The sequence below is a fragment of the Rhodoferax sp. ZS1R25 genome (assembly GCF_056521335.1).
The window spans coordinates 1,062,352-1,079,152 of the sequence record NZ_JBWMAZ010000002.1; the positions used below are offsets into that span (position 1 = coordinate 1,062,352).

Sequence of the window (16,801 nt, forward strand, 5' to 3'; positions counted from 1 at the left end):
AGACTTATTTCGCGCAGATGACTTCGTCAGCAAGTCAGCGCATGGCTCCCCTACTAAAACAACTGCCATTTACCGTGTTTGAATTCTTAAAAAAACGTGCGCGCACCGCACCCGAGTCGTTGGAGACTACCAGTGCAGAACCCGCCGTCCGGCGCATGGAATTGGAAGAGCGCAAGGCCTACCGCCGCGAGCGGCTTTACCAGTCCATCCGCGAGACATTTCTGTCGATGGAGGTGGTCTCGCAGATGTACCGCTTCAAGGTCATGCCCGTGGACGAGCGCCACCACCGCTTCATTGCGATGATCGATGTGGCCAAGTCCTTTGTGACCGGCGCGGAGAGCAAAACCAAAAGCTTTGCGGCCATGGAGCACAGCATGCGCATCAACACCTATAAACGCTTTGGCGTGTTGATTGATGGCATCTATTGGCGCGTGAGCGAAACGGAAGACCACTTTGAGCGCCATTCCCGCGCTGGCGACCCCGCCCGCGCCGATGGATTTGCAACCCCAACCGCTGAGAACCCACACACGGCCCCCACCCGCAGTGCCAAGGGAACCCTGGCGCGCGATGCCTACCAGGCCATCTCGCCCGAAGAAGAAGCCGCATTCATGGAAGCCCTGCGCCTGGGCGGCGCCCTGCCCGCGGTGCATGTGGGCGATCTGGAATACCAGTCTGATCTGGCGCCGCTGGACGGCGGCATCATGATTGGTGGCACCCAGTACGGCAAGCTGTAGCTGACGCGATAAGGCCTGCTAGGGCGTGGTCTCCACCACGCAAAAACTGGCGGCGTAATCGGTCTCATCGGTCACGGTCACGTGCACCGTCAGCGCCTGTGCCTCGAACCAGTCTTTCAGTCCGCCGTACAACACGATGACGGGCTTGCCGCTGCGCTCATTGGCGATCTCGCAAAGCTTCCAGGTCATGGGCATGCGCATGCCCATGCCGATGGCCTTGCTGAAGGCCTCTTTGGCGCTGAAACGGGTGGCGAGGTAGCGCACACCGCGCTCGGGCCAGCGCGCGCTGCGCGCTTTCCAGGTTTTGAATTCGGCATCTGACAGCACCTTCGCCGCAAAGCGGTCGCCGTGCTTCTCCAGGCTGGCGCGGATACGGCGCACATCGCAAATATCGGTGCCAATGCCGTAGATCACGTGCCGTCCCTCACTGCCCCAAGCAGGCCAGGTAGGCCTTGACCGTGGCGTTGTAGCCCAGCTCCAGCGCATCGGCAATCAGTGCGTGGCCGATGGACACCTCTTGCAGGCCGGGTACCTGCTGGGCGAACGCCGTGAGGTTGTCTCGGTTCAAGTCATGGCCGGCATTCACACCCAAGCCCACATCCAAAGCGGCCTGTGCCGCGGCGGCAAAGCGTGCGAGTTGGACGCCCTGCTCTGCCGTGCCCCAGGCGGCGGCATAGGGCTCGGTGTAGAGCTCGATGCGGTCCGCACCCACGGCCTTGGCAGTGACCATGGCGGCGGGGTCGGCATCCATGAACAGGCTGACACGCAGGCCCAGTGCGTGGGCATCGTCAATCAAGGGCTTCAGGCGCGCGGCATCGTCGGGGAAGACCCAGCCATGGTCGCTGGTGAACTGGCCCTCGCTGTCCGGCACAAAGGTCACCTGGTGCACCGGCAGACCGCGCGCGCGCAGGTCGCGCACGCAGTCCATCAGGTTGTGGAACGGATTGCCCTCGACGTTGTATTCACGGTCGGGCCAGGCCTTCAGCAACTCGGCCAAGTCCAGCACGTCCTGCGTGCGGATGTGGCGCGCATCGGGTCGTGGGTGGACGGTGATGCCTGCCGCACCTGCCTGCAAACACAGCGTGGCCGCGCGCGTGACGCTGGGGATGCCCAGGTGGCGGGTGTTGCGAACCAACGCAACTTTGTTGAGGTTGACCGAGAGATGGGTTGTCATAGGCTTTGTATGTCGATCATCATCTGCCGCGTGCGCAGCGTCTTTACGCCGCAATGGTAGTGCAGCAGCGCGCGCAGCTGGGGTTTGAGCTCGCCCATCATCTCGGCACAGGCGCGCAGCGTGGCGGTGAAGGGTGCCTGGTTCTGCAGCGTCTCGTGCAAGCGCATCCACTGTACGCCGCTCAGGCTGGCCCGGTCGTCCGCATGCGCTTGGCGCAAACCGCCTTCGGGCACCAGCACATAGGGCTTGTCAGCATCCAGCGCACGCAAGGTCATGGTCTGCACATCCAGCGGGGGTAAAAACCCGGTCTCGCGCAGCAGCAGCAGCTCAAAGGTGCGCAGCGCGCCTTGCAGCACCTCGCCATGCTCGCTGGCAATGATCTCGACCACGCGGGCATAGATGTCAAACAGCTCAGCGTGTGGATCATCACGTGCCAGCAGGGTCATCAGCAGCTCGTTGAGGTAGTAGCCCGATAGCAGCGCATCGCCCGTGGGCATCACATGGCCACCCTGCCATTCGGCACCGCGCAGCGTGCGGATTTCAGCATCACCGCCAAACGCCACATGCAGGGGCTGCAATGGCAACAAGATGGGGCGGAAGCTGGAGCTGGGCTTCTTCGCCCCCTTGGCCACCAGCGCAATGCGCCCGTAGTGGCGGGTGAAGACTTCCAGAATCAGGCTGGACTCGCTCCAGTCGTAGCGGTGCAGCACATACGCGGGCTCGTCAGCAATGCGTTTGGTTGCCATACGCTAGCGTGCCTTCCATCCAGTGAACGCCGTGGAAGCGGCTACGCGAAGCGAGCAAGCCGGGGGGTATGCTCATTCATACCCGAAGCTGCGCACGCGCGCTTCATCATCAGCCCAGCCCGAGCGCACTTTCACCCACATCTCCAGGAAGACTTTGGCATTGGCCAGTTTTTCCAGTTCCACGCGGGTTTCCATGCCGATGCGCTTGATGCGCTCGCCCTTGTCGCCGATCACCATGGCTTTATGCGTGTCGCGTTCCACCACGATGGTGGCAGCAATGCGCAGCAGGCGCTTCTGGCCTTTTTTCTGCGGTGGCTCTTCTTCAAACTTATCGATGATGACGGTGGAGGTGTACGGCAGTTCATCACCGGTGAGGCGGAACAGTTTTTCGCGCACCAGCTCGCTGGCCAGAAATTTTTCGCTGCGGTCGGTCAGCTCGTCTTCGGCATACCACCAGGCCTGCTCAGGCAGGTACTTCTCACAGATAGTGAGCAAGCGTGGAATGTCTTTGGCGTTCTTCGCCGACATAGGCACAAACTCGGCAAACTGGTGTTTGTCGGTCATGGTTTGCAGCCAGGGCGCGATGTCGCCACGGCGGTGAATGTTGTCGAGCTTGTTGGCGATCAGCAATGTGGGAATGTCCTTGCCCAGCAACGTCAATACGCGCGCGTCTGCGGGGGTAAAGCTGCCAGCCTCCACCACAAACAAAATCAAATCGACATCTGCCACTGCACCTTGCACGGCTTTGTTCAATGACTTGTTGAGCGCATTGGCATGCAGGGTCTGAAAACCCGGCGTATCCACAAACACAAATTGGGTGTTGGCCAGCGTGTGCATGCCAGTGATCCGGTGGCGTGTGGTCTGCGCCTTGCGGGATGTAATGCTGATCTTTTGACCCACCAGGGCGTTCAGCAGCGTGGACTTGCCCACGTTGGGCTTGCCCACGATGGCCACCAGGCCACAGCGCTGGCCTGCGCCGTCGGCACCAGGGAGGGCCAGCTTGGGCGTGCTCTTCAGCAGGCCTTGCAGCATGGCATCCAGGTCTTCCTGGACCTCAGGCTTAGCGTCTTTTGGACCGCTAGCCCCCGTGGATTCTGCGCCAGCAGCTATTTTTTTAGGAGCATTCATGGTTTTACCTTTGACTTGATGGTTTGCAGCATGGCAGCCGCTGCGGCCTGTTCACCGGCACGGCGCGAACCACCAATGCCCCGTTCGGCCAGACGCAGCTCGGCAATTTCACACTCCACGTCAAAGCTCTGTTTGTGGGCGGCACCGATGGTGCCCACCACCTTGTAGAGTGGCAGTTTCATTTTGCGACCCTGCAGCCACTCCTGCAACTCGGTTTTAGGGTCCTTACCGATAGCGTCCATCTGCGGGTTGATCTCCACCGCTTCAAACAAGCGGTGTACCAAGGCCTGTGCAGGCGTAAAGCCCGCGTCCAGATAGACCGCACCGATGATGGCTTCCAGCGCATCGGCCAGGATGGACGCACGCTTTTGCCCGCCAGAGCGCATCTCACCCTCGCCCAACTTCAGTACATCGGGCAAGCCCAGACCGAGTGCCAATTGGTGCAGGGTCTCCTGCTTGACCAAGTTGGCACGTACGCGCGACAAATCGCCCTCGGGCAAAGCACCCAGGCGGGAATACAGCAAATCGGAAATCGCCAGACCCAGCACCGAGTCGCCCAAAAATTCGAGGCGCTCGTAATGGTCGCTTGAAAAGCTGCGGTGGGTCAGTGCCCTGGCTAGCAGGGCGGGATTGGAGAACTGGTGTTGCAACCGAAGCTGCAACGCTGCCAAAGCATCACCCACGTTATTTGGAGCGGCCGGCGTACTTCAGCGTGAGAAACGCCGGACCCGCCAGATGGATTTCACGCTCATAGGCAAAGGCCACCACCACTTTGTCACCTTCTTTGGTGACTTCCAAGTCTTTGCCCTTGATGGACGAAATCGCGTCGATTTCTGTCGCCTTGTCAAAGATGCTGCGAATTTCGGCCACCGACTGACCCGTAGCCGCGCGTTGCACCGCTTTCTGAACGGCCATCAACTCGACCACGGTGGGAAACACCTGCGCTGCAATCACGCCAGCCATGGCAAGTACACCGCCCACAAAAATCAGTCCGAAGAAGGAGATGCCGCGTTGCTTGGATTTGCGCTGAAATGTCATCATTGTTCCCTTATCACTTGCACGGAGTTTCAATTGAATCCACCGATGCGCTTGAGGTTGCCAAAGTTCATCCAGACAAAGAACGCCTTGCCCACGATGTTTTTCTCTGGCACAAAGCCCCAGTAGCGCGAATCCAGCGAATTATCGCGATTGTCGCCCATCATGAAGTAGTGGCCTGCTGGCACTTTGCAGGTCACGCCTTCCACGGTGTAGCTGCAAGCCTCAAACCCTTCAAACTTGTCGGCACCTGGCACAAAGGCTGGGCGATCGGCATCGTTCAGCAGCCGGTGCTTTTTGTCACCCAAGGTTTCTTCAAACTGTTTGAAATAACGCATGACATCTTCGTCAAAGAAGTCCGGCAGCGCATTGGTTTCCAGGGCCTTGCCATTGATGGTCAGGCGCTTGTTCAGATACGCGACGGTGTCTCCGGGTACGCCCACCACCCGCTTGATGTAGTCCAAGCTGGGTTTGGGAGGGTAGCGAAACACCATCACGTCACCGCGCTGGGGCGGGGTGCCTTCGGTGATCTTGGTATTGAGCACCGGTAGGCGCAGGCCGTAGGTGAATTTGTTGACCAATATCAGGTCGCCGACAAGCAAAGTCGGAATCATGGAACCCGAGGGAATTTTGAACGGCTCGAACAGGAACGAACGCAGCAGGAACACCACGATGATCACGGGGAACAAGCCCGCGGTCCAGTCCAGCCACCAGGGTTGCATGAGCAAACGCACCTTGGCCTCGGTAATGTCGCCGTCAACCTGGCTGATGCCCATCTTGCTCAGCTCCGCACGGCGCTGGATGTCATTGGCCTCCAGGGCCGCCACGGTCTGTTGGCGCTGGGGCAAAAAGTAGAAGCGCTCGGCCACCCAATAGATACCGGTCACTAGCGTTGCCAGGAACAACAGCAGCGCGAAGTTACCTTCAACCAGCCCAAAATACCAGGATGCGGCGTACACGCCAAAGGCCGCAAGAACGGCGGATGTCAAAGCTTGCATCAGTCTTCCACCTGCAAAATGGCCAAGAATGCTTCTTGTGGAACCTCCACAGAGCCGATTTGTTTCATGCGCTTTTTACCTGCTTTTTGTTTCTCAAGGAGCTTGCGTTTGCGCGAAATATCACCGCCATAGCACTTGGCCAAAACGTTCTTGCGCAGCGCTTTGATTGTCTCACGCGCAATGATGTTGGCCCCAATGGCGGCCTGGATCGCCACGTCGTACATCTGGCGTGAAATGATCTCGCGCATCTTGCCCACCACGGCCCGGCCACGGTACTGGCTTTGGCTGCGGTGCAGCATGATGGACAGCGCGTCCACCTTCTCCGCGTTCAGCAAAATATCTACCTTCACGACATCAGCCGCGCGGTATTCCTTGAAGTCGTAGTCCATCGAGGCATAGCCACGGCTCACACTTTTGAGCTTGTCAAAGAAGTCGAGCACGATTTCGGCCAACGGCATCTCGTACGTCAGCACCACTTGGCGGCCCTTGTAGGCCATGTTCATTTGCACGCCACGCTTCTGGTTGGCCAGCGTCATGACCACGCCCACATACTCCTGCGGCATGTAGAGGTGCATGGTGACGATGGGCTCGCGGATCTCGGCGGTCTTGCCGACTTCGGGCATCTTGGAGGGGTTCTCCACCATGATGACTTCGCCGTCGTTCTTCATCACCTCGTAGACCACGCTGGGCGCTGTCGTGATCAGGTCTTGGTCGAACTCGCGCTCCAGACGCTCCTGCACAATTTCCATGTGCAGCAGGCCGAGGAAGCCGCAACGGAAGCCAAAGCCCAGCGCTTGCGAAACTTCGGGCTCGTAGTGCAGGGATGCGTCGTTGAGCTTGAGCTTTTCCAGTGCGTCGCGCAGCGAGTCGTATTCGCTGGCTTCGGTCGGGTACAGCCCCGCAAACACCTGAGGCTGAATTTCCTTGAAGCCAGGCAAGGCTTCCGTGGCGGTCAAAGCCGCACCACCGGTGCCTGGCTTGATCAAGGTCACGGTGTCGCCCACTTTGGCGGCCTGCAATTCCTTGATGCCCGCGATGATGTAACCCACTTCGCCGGCTTCCAGAGATTGGCGCGGCTCGTTGGCAGGGGTGAACACACCCAGGTTGTCGGCGTTGTACATGGCACCGGACGCCATCATCTTGATGCGCTCGCCTTTGGCCAAGCGGCCATCGACCACACGCACCAGCATCACCACGCCCACGTAGCTGTCGAACCAGCTGTCGATGATCATGGCGCGCAACGGGCCATCGGGGTTGCCCTTGGGCGCGGGGATCTTGGCGACGATGGCTTCCAGAATGTCGTCGATGCCCAAGCCAGTTTTGGCGGAACAGACAATCGCGTCGGTCGCATCGATGCCAATCACATCCTCGATTTCGCTGCGCGCGTTGTCGGGGTCTGCATTCGGCAAGTCAATCTTGTTGAGTACAGGGAGCACTTCCACATTGAGGTCGAGTGCGGTGTAGCAGTTGGCCACCGTCTGCGCTTCCACACCCTGACTCGCATCCACCACCAACAGCGCGCCCTCGCACGCGGAGAGCGAACGACTCACTTCATACGAGAAGTCCACATGCCCAGGTGTGTCGATCAAATTGAGGTTGTAGACCTTGCCATCGAGCGCCTTGTATTTGAGCGCAGCAGTCTGTGCCTTGATGGTTATCCCACGCTCTTTCTCGATGTCCATCGAGTCCAGAACCTGTGCCTCCATATCGCGGGCCTCAAGCCCACCACAACGCTGGATCAAGCGGTCTGCCAACGTGGACTTGCCATGGTCAATGTGGGCAATGATCGAAAAATTTCTGATGTGATTCATCAACGACGTGCTTCAAGTGATTGAATTAAAACGAACAGGCAAGAAAAAAGGGCGCATCGTAAAACGACGCGCCCTGAACCAACAATCTTTGGCAACTGCGAAGGTTGGAAGCCCATTGTAGGCAAAAAGTCCAGAGAGCACAGTCCAAAAAACCCGGTTCAGGGGTCGTTGCGACATCGCAACAATTATCTTATACACATCTTATCCACAAAATATCAAACAAACAGATGAACAAGGTGTGGGTGAGTTGTGGATCAGCTGTGGGGCGTTTTTAGACATCCCACATGATGGACTTTGAGCCCATCCATATACCCACAATCTTCCTTAAGACCCCTATATTCTAACCAAGGCTTTCAACGACCTCTTTAAGTTAGCGCCCGCACACTTTTGAGTCCGGGCGAGAGGGTGGTCGATAAATATTTTTCTACCCTGCCTTAACAACCCCAAACCCTGCTCTGGTTTAGGGTTGTTGCCCATCTATTCACTTGCCGGGGCGAATCACCGCGTACTGCGTCCACTCCCCACGACGGAAGAGCACATTCACTGGCTTGCTCTTGTCCAGCTTGGCCACCACGGCATCGAACTCTTTGACCGATGCCACTTCGGTATTCGCCAGCTGGGTGATGACATCGCCTTCGCGCAGGCCCGCGCGACCAGCGGCTTCCACAGCAGCCTCCACCCGCACACCGCCCTTAACGCCAGCTTCTTTCTTTTGCGCGTCGGTCAATTCACTGACCGCCAGTCCGTACACCTGCGCTGCGGTAGAGGCTTTGGGTTTGGTCTCGGCACGACCTGGGGTTTTGCTGGCCACTGCCGTATCAGGTTCGATCTCCGCAATCACCACGCTCAGGTCCTTGCTGTTGCCCCGGCGAAACACCGTGACGACACTCTTGGTACCGGGCTTGGTGCTGCCAACCAACCGTGGCAGATCACTGGATTTCTCGATCACCTTGCCATCGAATTTGGTAATGATGTCGCCGGCCTCCACACCAGCCTTCTCGGCGGGCGAGCCCACCTCCACCGCACGCACCAAAGCACCCACGGGTTTGCCCAAGCCAATGGATTCGGCGACCTCTTTGCTGACCTGGTCAATCTGCACGCCAATACGTCCGCGTGTCACACGGCCCGCGTTGCGCAGCTGGTCGCTCACGCGCACCGCTTCGTCCATGGGGATGGAAAAGGAAATACCCATGAAGCCACCCGAACGGGAATAAATCTGGCTGTTGATGCCCACCACCTCGCCGCGCATATTGATCAGAGGCCCACCGGAGTTTCCGGGGTTGATCGCCACGTCGGTCTGGATGAACGGCAGGTAGTCACCCGTGTCGCGTTGCTTGGCACTCACGATGCCGGCGGTCACGGTGTTCTCCAGACCAAACGGTGACCCAATGGCCATCACCCACTCACCCACGCGCAAGCGGCTGACATCGCCCACCTTGACGGCAGGCAGGCCCGAGGCATCGATCTTCACGACGGCCACATCGGTGCGCTTGTCCGAGCCAATGATGCGGGCTTTGAACTCGCGCTTGTCGGTCAACGTGACCAGCACTTCATCGGCGCCTTCCACCACATGGGCGTTGGTCATGATCACGCCATCCGACGTCAGGATAAAACCAGACCCCACGCCACGGGGCTGCTCCTCGTCGGGTTGGGGGCGGCTTTGGCGCGGTGCCTGGCGCGGGATATTCGGAATCGGCAAGCCGAAACGCTTGAAGAACTCCAGCATCTCTTCTTCGCCGGGCGCACCCTGTTGGGAACGTGCGACCACTTTCTCCAGCGTGCGGATATTGACCACCGAGGGACCTACCTGGTCCACCAAATCGGTGAAATCGGGCAGCGCCCGCGCCTGCGCATGCGCGGGCGTCACGGGGGCCAAGCTGACCACACCGGCAGCGGCCAGCATGGCAGCCATGCCCAACACCCGTACCGATTGCATATTCAAAGTTCTCATCGTTTGTCTTTCCGTCAAAGTCACAAGAAAACCACGCAACGCCCCGACTCCACAGGGCGCTGACCTACTTTTTGCGTTCCAGCCCCAGCGCAAATGCGCTCAGGGTTGCAGCAGGTACCTCGCCCACTGCGGTGATCCACCAGGCGCCCAAATGGCGAGTAACGGTGCGCGTAGCACCACCCAACTCGGTCGCCCCCTCACGGGTATGGCGGCGCGGATCAAACGCCTCTACAAACAGCGAGACCGTGGCCAACCCGTCCGAAAACATCCATTGCATGGTTTGGTCCGCGCGGCCCGAGGCTCCGGCCAACAAAGCTACGGGACGCGTATAGCAGCCCATGGGTTTGAACCCGGGCACGCCCTTGGGCATGTCCCAGCCCTGGGCCTTGGCCGTAGTTTTTTGCAGATCACGGTGCTCTACCCGGTAGCCCTCGGTGTGGGACATCATCTGCGCCAGCTTGCCCATGCTCACGGGTACGTCCATCTGCAGTTCGGAAAAGGCGGATTGCTCCAGCACCTTGCCGTCCGGGTCCAGCGTCTGCAGCTGCACCACCAGGCCAGAGCGCTTCTCGCTCCAGACGCGGTAGCCGTAGCGCAGGTTGTCTTTGGGCTGCAGCTGCACGACGTCCGCGTCCAACCCGGCCACGCGCTCAGCACCCAGCTGCTTCAGCTGGTAAAACTCTTCAATGGTCGAATCCTGCGACTTGAGCAGGTTGGGAAACAGCCCCAGCGACTCCCGCGTTTCAGCGACCGCCACGCGGGCCTCGGGGAAAAATGTCAGCACCTGGTCATTGCGGCGGAAGGTGCTGCGTGGCGTTCCGCTCAGTGATTCGACACGCTCCATCTGCTGCGCACCATCGCACACGTGCCAGATGCGTGCACTGGCCATCTGCCCGCCTGCCGACACCACAAAGGTACCGGTGTAGGTGCGGTGGCGTGACGCTTCATGCAAGCGCATCAACCAGGCATTCACGGGCGCGTCTTCTGCGTGCACGATCCACGGTAGACCGCACAGGGCCAACGCCAGCCAACTACCCCACAAAAGATGCCGCCATGGCTTCATCGTGCCGGTCTCTCAAAGGTCGCGTTGCGCAAAAAACCCGACGGCATCTGCCAAGCCGAATGCCCGCCCATTTGCTGGTGCGCCGCCATCAGCGCATCCAGTTGCGGGTCACGCAACATCACAGCGGGAGCATCCTGCGCCAGGACCACGGACGGTGCAACTTCGGCAGGCGAGGCTGGGCTAGCAGCAGGCACCAAGGCCAACTGCGGCGCATCGGTGGGCTCTGCCTGACGCCAGACGGCGAGCGACAGCACACTGAGCATGGCCACGCCCGCCAATCCGGCCACCCATGCCCAGCGCTGGTTCGCAGCACCGGCTGATGACACGACCACGTCGGGTTGAACTACGGCTTGCGCGGGGCGGACAGGCTCAACATCCAGCCGCAACTGCAAACGGTCCCAAAACGCCAATTCCGACACACTGGGAGCCAGGGCATCGCTGCGCAGCACATCGCCAGTCAAGTGGTACAAGTGCCAGGCTTGGCGTCCTTCTTCCGACGCATGCAGTTCTGCCAACAACTCTGGCAACTGGTCAAATGGCACGGCACCATCCGCCAAGGCGGAGATGCGCTCGTTCAAAGGGGTGTGGGGCGTGTTCATCGTCGTGTTCCTGGCGTCGGCCTACCAACGTTTCCCGGTCTGTTTTTCCAGCAAGGGCCGCACTTTGGCAGAAATGGCCTCGCGCGCCCGGAAGATGCGGGAGCGGACCGTTCCAATGGGGCAATCCATGGCCATGGCAATTTCCTCGTAACTCAGACCTTCAATTTCCCGCAGCGTGACTGCCTGCTTCAGCTCCTCGGGCAAATCGTCCATGGCGGCATTCACCACCGAAGCAATTTCCTTGGCCGCCAGCACGGATTCCGGGGTTTCGTCGGTGGTTGGTTCGTGTTTGGGCCGGGAAGTTTCATCTTCATCGTCATTGGCCAAAAAACTCTCGGTCACCGTGGGGTCGCGTTTGAGCTCCAGCAAGAACTTTTTGGCCGTATTCACCGCAATGCGGTACAGCCAGGTGTAGAACTGGGCATCGCCACGGAACTGGTGCAGAGCCCGGTAAGCTCGCACAAAGGTCTCCTGGGCAATGTCTTCCACCAGGTCCACATCGCGCACCATGCGCCCAATCAGACGCTGGATGCGGCGCTGGTACTTGAGGACCAGCAGGCCATAGGCACGCTGGTCCCCTGCCACGGTCCGTTCTACCAGGGCCAAGTCAGAATCATTGGAGGACAACAGTGGATCGCTCACGGCAGCTGCTCGTAGGGCAGTGCCGATGGACCAGCCTGGGGTGGCGGCGTGTGGCCAGCCACCAAAGCACGGCGCAGCGCCAGCCAACGCGCATGCGTGACCGAAGCACTCTCCAGCCACAGCCAGACGCGAGCCGGTCCAGGGCCTTGCACAGAGACCAGCACCACAGCCTGAAAATCAAAATGACCCGTCACCTGGCGCGCAGGCACCTCAGCGTATCCGGACCAATGCCAGCAGTCACCATCCCACCGCAACAGCCCTTGCGGCGCAGTACGCCAGGCCCAGACAGCCCAGAGGCCTGCGGCCAGGCAGGAAAGCTCCATGGTGAGGACGGCAGTGCCAGAGTAGTCGTAGCGCCACAGCGCCACCTGAACCAAGACAGCGCCCAAGCCCCACAACACGCCCAGTGTGCGAGCGTGCCAGTGAGAGCGGACTACGCTGTAACTGACCGCAGGTGGTCGGTGCATAGTCCGTTTGGAACGTGCAACAGGAAGTTAGACGCGCTTGAACACCAACGTGCCGTTGGTTCCACCAAAGCCGAAGTTGTTCTTCACGGCCACATCGATCTTCAGGTCCCGCGCGGTATTGGCGCAGTAGTCCAGGTCGCACTCGGGGTCCTGGTTGAAGATGTTGATGGTGGGGGGGCTCTTCTGGTGGTGCACAGCCAGCACCGTGAACACTGACTCCAGACCACCTGCACCACCCAAGAGGTGACCCGTCATGGACTTGGTGGAGTTAACCACCGTCTTCTTGGCATGGTCCCCCAGCGCCGCCTTGATGGCGTTGGATTCGTTGATATCGCCCAGCGGCGTGGAGGTGCCGTGCGCGTTCAGGTAATTCACCTGGTCCGGGTTCACACCAGCGTTGCGCATGGCGCTCAGCATGGCACGGCGTGGGCCGTCCATGTTGGGGGCAGTCATGTGGCCGGCGTCGGCGCTCATGCCAAAGCCTGCCAACTCGGCGTAAATCTTGGCGCCACGGGCCTTGGCGTGTTCATACTCTTCGAGCACCATCACGCCACCGCCCTCGCCCAGCACAAAGCCATCGCGGTCCTTGTCCCAGGGGCGCGAGGCCGTCGCGGGGTCATCGTTGCGGGTGGAGAGTGCGCGCATGGCAGCAAAACCGCCAATGCCCAGTGGCGACACCGTGGCTTCGGAGCCACCGGCAATCATCACGTCGGCGTCACCGTACTCGATCATGCGGCCCGCTTCACCAATGCAGTGCAGGCCGGTGGTGCAAGCGGTCACGATGGCGATGTTTGGGCCCTTGAAGCCAAAACGCATGGAGACGTGACCGGCCGTCATGTTGATGATGGAGGCCGGTACGAAAAATGGGGAAATGCGGCGTGGGCCGCGGTTGGTGTACTCGGTGTGGGTGTTCTCGATCATCGGCAAACCGCCAATGCCGGAACCAATCACACAGCCGATGCGGGTGGCTTCTTCCTCACCCAGCGCGTCACCGGTCTTCAAGCCGCTGTCGTTCACGGCCTGCACCGCGGCGGCAATGCCGTAATGGATGAAGGTATCCATGGTGCGGGCTTCTTTGGTGCTGATGTAGGACTCCAGATCGAAGTTCCGCACCTCACCGGCGATCTTGCAGGCAAACGCTTCAGGATCGAATTTGGTAATCGTGGCAATGCCCGACTTGCCAGCCAGCACATTCGACCACGCTTCGGCCACCGTGTTTCCCACGGGGCTGATGCAACCTAAACCTGTAACAACAACGCGGCGACGGGACATAGAAATCTGAAATTCAGCAGTTCGTCAATGAAACGCCGCCAGCAGCGGCATGGAAAGCATGCGGAATGCGGCAGCACCCCGGGGGTGCTGCCAAAGCCGATTAGGCCTTTTTGTGGGACGTCGCGTAATCGATCGCGTTTTGCACGGTCGTGATTTTTTCCGCGTCTTCGTCGGGGATCTCGATCCCGAATTCGTCTTCCAAAGCCATCACCAGTTCCACGGTGTCCAGGGAGTCGGCACCCAGATCGGCCACGAAGGCTTTTTCGTTGGTGACTTGAGACTCTTCAACGCCGAGTTGTTCGGCAATGATTTTTTTGACACGGACTTCGATATCGCTCATGGGTTCCCTCTAAGGGTTGTAAAAGAATCCGAGATTTTACCCGCCCTAGAGACTTGTCTCTAACCGGGCCGCCGCTCAGACATCGGCGAGGTTGAATCACTTACATGTACATGCCGCCATTGACGTGCAATTCCTGCCCCGTCACATAGCTGGCCTGGGGGGACGCCAAGTAGGCCACAGCGTGCGCAATGTCGATGGGTTTACCCAGATGGCCCAGGGGAATCTGGCCCAACAGGGCTTTTTGCTGGTCTTCGCCCAGGGCGGCAGTCATGTCGGTTTCAATGAAACCCGGGGCCACGCAGTTCACCGTGATGTTGCGCGAACCCAGCTCGCGGGCCAGCGCACGGGTCATGCCCGCCACGCCAGCCTTGGCTGCCGCATAGTTGGCCTGACCGGGGTTGCCGGACGCGCCCACCACCGAGGTAATACTGACGATGCGGCCGTAGCGTTGTTTCATCATGGTGCGCAGTACCGAGCGGCTCATGCGGAACACGCCCTTGAGGTTGGTGTCCAGCACGGCGTCCCAGTCATCATCCTTCATGCGCATGGCCAGGATGTCGCGCGTGATGCCGGCGTTGTTGACCAGCACGTGCAGGCCGCCCTGCTCTTTCACAATGGCATCTACCAGTGCATCACCGGCAGCGCCATCCGTCACGTCCAGCGTGCGACCATCGCAACCGGGGAAGGCGGACAAGGCTTCGCGGATCTTGGCCGCGCCTGCGTCAGACGTAGCCGTGCCCATCACTTTGACACCCTTGCGGGCCAATTCCAGCGCAATGGCGGCGCCAATGCCGCGCGAGGCGCCGGTCACCAGGGCCACCTGGCCTTCAAATTTCACTTCGCTCATGCCAATACTCCCTTGACGTCTTCCAGGCTGGCGGGGTCGAACAGCGCTGCGCCGATCATTTCCGCGTCGATGCGCTTGACCATGCCGGCCAGCACCTTGCCGGGACCGCACTCTACCAAGGTGGTCAGGCCGCGGGCCTTGATGGCTTGCACGCACTCCACCCAGCGCACCGGGCCAAAGGCCTGGCGGTACAGGGCGTCGCGGATACGGTCCGCATCCACTTCCACCGCCACATCAATATTGTTGATCAGCACGATCTGGGGCGCGGCGATCTCGATGCTTTCCAGGCGCTCCTTGAGCTTTTCGGCCGCGGGCTTCATCAAGCTGGAGTGGAACGGGGCCGACACGGGCAATATCAGCGCGCGCTTGGCACCGGCTGCCTTGAGCAGCTCACAGGCCTTGTCCACGGCTGCCTTGCTGCCAGCAATCACGGTTTGGGCGGCGTCGTTGAAGTTCACGGCTTCCACCACTTCGGTGCTGTTGGGGCCGAAAGCCCCCGTCGCTTCTGCGCAACCAGCTATCACTTTCGTAGCATCCATACCGAGGATGGCCGCCATGGCGCCTACCCCTACGGGCACGGCTTCCTGCATGGCCTGGGCGCGCAGGCGCACCAGCGGTGCGGCTTGGGCCAGCGTCAGCGAACCAGCGGCGACCAGCGCGGAGTACTCGCCCAGCGAGTGGCCAGCCACGGCTTGCGGAGCCACGCCGGTCTCGGCCATCCAAACGCGGTACGCCGCCACACCGGCCACCAGCATCACGGGTTGGGTGTTGGTGGTCAGCGCCAGCGCCTCTTTGGGGCCTTCGTGGATCAGCTGGGCCACGTCTTCACCCAAGGCGTCCGACGCTTCGCGCAGGGTTTGGGCCACTACAGGGTGGTCGCCCCAGGCGTCCAGCATGCCCACGGCTTGAGAGCCTTGACCGGGAAATACAAATGCAAATGATTTCATAGAGATTGGCAATGAAAGTGGGCTCAAGCCCGCATGGAATATGCGCGAGCAGCTACAAAGTCAGGAGCACGGCGCCCCAGGTGAAACCGCCGCCCACGCCTTCTAGCATCAGGGTCTGGCCGGGTTTGACCTGGCCGGCCCGCACCGCGAAGTCCAGCGCCAGCGGGATCGAAGCCGCTGAGGTGTTGCCATGCTGGTCCACCGTCACCACCACTTTATCCATGGGAAGTTTCAGTTTTTTGGCGGTGCTCTGCATGATGCGGATGTTGGCCTGGTGGGGAATCAGCCAGTCAATATCAGCCTCGGTCTTGCCGGCCTTGGCCAGCGTGGTGCGGGCGGCGCTTTCCAGAACGCCCACGGCCAACTTGAAAACGGCCTGGCCATCCATCTTTAATAGAGGGTCGCCCAGAATGTGCCCGTTGGCCACATGGCCGGGCACGCAAAGGATGCCCACGTGCTTGCCATCGGCATGCAGGTCGCTGGCCAGAATGCCGGGCGTGTCAGAGGCCTCCAGCACCACGGCGCCCGCGCCGTCGCCAAACAACACGCAGGTGGTGCGGTCGTTGAAGTCCAGCAGGCGGGAGAACACTTCGGCCCCTACCACCAACGCTTTGTTGGCAGCGCCGGACTGGATCATGGCGTCGGCAACGGTCAGCGCGTAGACAAAGCCGCTGCACACGGCCTGCACGTCAAACGCCGCGCCACCGTTGGCGCCCAGCTTGTTCTGCAAGATACAGGCGGTCGAGGGGAAGACCATGTCAGGGGTGGACGTGGCCACAATGATCAGGTCAATGTCTTTGGCTTCCAGGCCCGCAGCCTGCAGCGCACCCTTGCAGGCCTCCAGGCCCAGGTCGCTGCTGTAGACACCATCGGCTACGAAGTGGCGGGCGCGGATACCGGTGCGCTCCACGATCCACTCGTCCGAGGTTTCCACGCCTTTGGCGGCCAGCTCGGTCACCAGGTCGGCGTTGCTCAGGCGGCGGGGAGGCACATAGCTGCCGGTGCCGGTGATTCGCGAATATCGTCTCATGGGTGTTATGGCGGGCA

19 protein-coding genes are annotated in these 16,801 nt (G+C 60.4%); 1 reads left to right on the plus strand and 18 read right to left on the minus strand.

The genetic code is table 11. The features are described 5' to 3' along the window. The first annotated feature begins 41 nt into the window (after positions 1-41). On the plus strand, positions 42-734 hold the full coding sequence (locus tag AC097R_RS15775; RefSeq protein ID WP_479599079.1) for a hypothetical protein: 693 nt from the start codon (positions 42-44) through the stop codon (positions 732-734). 18 nt (positions 735-752) lie between these two features. Here AC097R_RS15775 and acpS read toward each other — a convergent pair whose 3' ends face one another. The 18 genes from acpS to AC097R_RS15865 form a co-directional block, all read right to left on the minus strand. Further along, positions 753-1,148: a holo-ACP synthase gene (gene acpS / locus AC097R_RS15780; RefSeq protein ID WP_479599080.1), complete on the minus strand. Its 396-nt coding sequence runs from the start codon at positions 1,146-1,148 to the stop codon at positions 753-755. A 10-nt stretch (positions 1,149-1,158) separates the two neighbouring features. Then, positions 1,159-1,908, minus strand: coding sequence for a pyridoxine 5'-phosphate synthase (locus tag AC097R_RS15785; RefSeq protein ID WP_479599081.1), 750 nt, complete (start codon positions 1,906-1,908; stop codon positions 1,159-1,161). Continuing rightward, on the minus strand, positions 1,905-2,654 hold the full coding sequence (recO, locus tag AC097R_RS15790; protein ID WP_479599082.1) for a DNA repair protein RecO: 750 nt from the start codon (positions 2,652-2,654) through the stop codon (positions 1,905-1,907). Before recO ends, AC097R_RS15785 begins: the two co-directional genes overlap by 4 nt. Positions 2,655-2,726: 72 nt before the next feature. Further along, positions 2,727-3,686: a GTPase Era gene (gene era, locus AC097R_RS15795; protein WP_479599561.1), complete on the minus strand. Its 960-nt coding sequence runs from the start codon at positions 3,684-3,686 to the stop codon at positions 2,727-2,729. A 92-nt stretch (positions 3,687-3,778) separates the two neighbouring features. Further along, a complete protein-coding gene (gene rnc, locus AC097R_RS15800; RefSeq protein ID WP_479599083.1) occupies positions 3,779-4,465 on the minus strand; it encodes a ribonuclease III in 687 nt (228 codons plus the stop codon). A 1-nt stretch (position 4,466) separates the two neighbouring features. Next, on the minus strand, positions 4,467-4,820 hold the full coding sequence (locus AC097R_RS15805; protein ID WP_479599084.1) for a DUF4845 domain-containing protein: 354 nt from the start codon (positions 4,818-4,820) through the stop codon (positions 4,467-4,469). A gap of 29 nt (positions 4,821-4,849) precedes the next feature. Continuing rightward, positions 4,850-5,815, minus strand: coding sequence for a signal peptidase I (gene lepB / locus AC097R_RS15810; RefSeq protein WP_479599085.1), 966 nt, complete (start codon positions 5,813-5,815; stop codon positions 4,850-4,852). Then, positions 5,815-7,626, minus strand: coding sequence for a translation elongation factor 4 (lepA, locus tag AC097R_RS15815; protein WP_479599086.1), 1,812 nt, complete (start codon positions 7,624-7,626; stop codon positions 5,815-5,817). Before lepA ends, lepB begins: the two co-directional genes overlap by 1 nt. A 481-nt stretch (positions 7,627-8,107) precedes the next feature. Beyond that, a complete protein-coding gene (locus AC097R_RS15820; protein WP_479599087.1) occupies positions 8,108-9,577 on the minus strand; it encodes a DegQ family serine endoprotease in 1,470 nt (489 codons plus the stop codon). A 64-nt stretch (positions 9,578-9,641) separates the two neighbouring features. Next, positions 9,642-10,571 carry a MucB/RseB C-terminal domain-containing protein gene (locus AC097R_RS15825; RefSeq protein ID WP_479599088.1) on the minus strand — a complete coding sequence of 310 codons (930 nt, stop codon included), beginning with the start codon at positions 10,569-10,571 and terminating at the stop codon, positions 9,642-9,644. A 65-nt stretch (positions 10,572-10,636) separates the two neighbouring features. Beyond that, positions 10,637-11,239 carry a sigma-E factor negative regulatory protein gene (locus AC097R_RS15830; protein ID WP_479599089.1) on the minus strand — a complete coding sequence of 201 codons (603 nt, stop codon included), beginning with the start codon at positions 11,237-11,239 and terminating at the stop codon, positions 10,637-10,639. A gap of 21 nt (positions 11,240-11,260) precedes the next feature. Then, a complete protein-coding gene (gene rpoE, locus AC097R_RS15835) occupies positions 11,261-11,881 on the minus strand; it encodes an RNA polymerase sigma factor RpoE (protein WP_479599090.1) in 621 nt (206 codons plus the stop codon). Then, positions 11,878-12,348 (minus strand): hypothetical protein, encoded by a 471-nt coding sequence (locus AC097R_RS15840; RefSeq protein WP_479599091.1) that lies wholly within the window; start codon positions 12,346-12,348, stop codon positions 11,878-11,880. The genes rpoE and AC097R_RS15840 overlap by 4 nt, the downstream gene beginning before the upstream one ends. A gap of 27 nt (positions 12,349-12,375) precedes the next feature. Beyond that, positions 12,376-13,620 (minus strand): beta-ketoacyl-ACP synthase II, encoded by a 1,245-nt coding sequence (gene fabF / locus AC097R_RS15845; protein ID WP_479599092.1) that lies wholly within the window; start codon positions 13,618-13,620, stop codon positions 12,376-12,378. Positions 13,621-13,720: 100 nt separating this feature from the next. Then, positions 13,721-13,960, minus strand: coding sequence for an acyl carrier protein (acpP, locus tag AC097R_RS15850; protein WP_094479684.1), 240 nt, complete (start codon positions 13,958-13,960; stop codon positions 13,721-13,723). A gap of 100 nt (positions 13,961-14,060) precedes the next feature. Beyond that, the gene (gene fabG / locus AC097R_RS15855; RefSeq protein WP_479599094.1) at positions 14,061-14,807 is read right to left on the minus strand and encodes a 3-oxoacyl-ACP reductase FabG; all 747 of its coding nucleotides are present in this window, start codon (positions 14,805-14,807) and stop codon (positions 14,061-14,063) included. Next, on the minus strand, positions 14,804-15,754 hold the full coding sequence (gene fabD, locus AC097R_RS15860; protein WP_479599096.1) for an ACP S-malonyltransferase: 951 nt from the start codon (positions 15,752-15,754) through the stop codon (positions 14,804-14,806). Before fabD ends, fabG begins: the two co-directional genes overlap by 4 nt. Positions 15,755-15,806: 52 nt before the next feature. After that, positions 15,807-16,784, minus strand: coding sequence for a beta-ketoacyl-ACP synthase III (locus AC097R_RS15865; RefSeq protein WP_479599098.1), 978 nt, complete (start codon positions 16,782-16,784; stop codon positions 15,807-15,809). Positions 16,785-16,801: the final 17 nt, after the last annotated feature.

Coding starts and splice junctions, on each gene's coding strand:
- fabD (WP_479599096.1), bottom strand. CDS start 15,754: ATGAAATCATTTGCATTTGTATTTCCCGGTCAAGGCTCTCAAGCCGTG.
- lepA (WP_479599086.1), bottom strand. CDS start 7,626: ATGAATCACATCAGAAATTTTTCGATCATTGCCCACATTGACCATGGC.
- fabG (WP_479599094.1), bottom strand. CDS start 14,807: ATGAGCGAAGTGAAATTTGAAGGCCAGGTGGCCCTGGTGACCGGCGCC.
- AC097R_RS15865 (WP_479599098.1), bottom strand. CDS start 16,784: ATGAGACGATATTCGCGAATCACCGGCACCGGCAGCTATGTGCCTCCC.
- acpP (WP_094479684.1), bottom strand. CDS start 13,960: ATGAGCGATATCGAAGTCCGTGTCAAAAAAATCATTGCCGAACAACTC.
- AC097R_RS15840 (WP_479599091.1), bottom strand. CDS start 12,348: ATGCACCGACCACCTGCGGTCAGTTACAGCGTAGTCCGCTCTCACTGG.
- AC097R_RS15805 (WP_479599084.1), bottom strand. CDS start 4,820: ATGACATTTCAGCGCAAATCCAAGCAACGCGGCATCTCCTTCTTCGGA.
- lepB (WP_479599085.1), bottom strand. CDS start 5,815: ATGCAAGCTTTGACATCCGCCGTTCTTGCGGCCTTTGGCGTGTACGCC.
- AC097R_RS15785 (WP_479599081.1), bottom strand. CDS start 1,908: ATGACAACCCATCTCTCGGTCAACCTCAACAAAGTTGCGTTGGTTCGC.
- AC097R_RS15775 (WP_479599079.1), top strand. CDS start 42: ATGGCTCCCCTACTAAAACAACTGCCATTTACCGTGTTTGAATTCTTA.
- fabF (WP_479599092.1), bottom strand. CDS start 13,620: ATGTCCCGTCGCCGCGTTGTTGTTACAGGTTTAGGTTGCATCAGCCCC.
- recO (WP_479599082.1), bottom strand. CDS start 2,654: ATGGCAACCAAACGCATTGCTGACGAGCCCGCGTATGTGCTGCACCGC.
- AC097R_RS15820 (WP_479599087.1), bottom strand. CDS start 9,577: ATGAGAACTTTGAATATGCAATCGGTACGGGTGTTGGGCATGGCTGCC.
- AC097R_RS15830 (WP_479599089.1), bottom strand. CDS start 11,239: ATGAACACGCCCCACACCCCTTTGAACGAGCGCATCTCCGCCTTGGCG.
- era (WP_479599561.1), bottom strand. CDS start 3,686: ATGCTGCAAGGCCTGCTGAAGAGCACGCCCAAGCTGGCCCTCCCTGGT.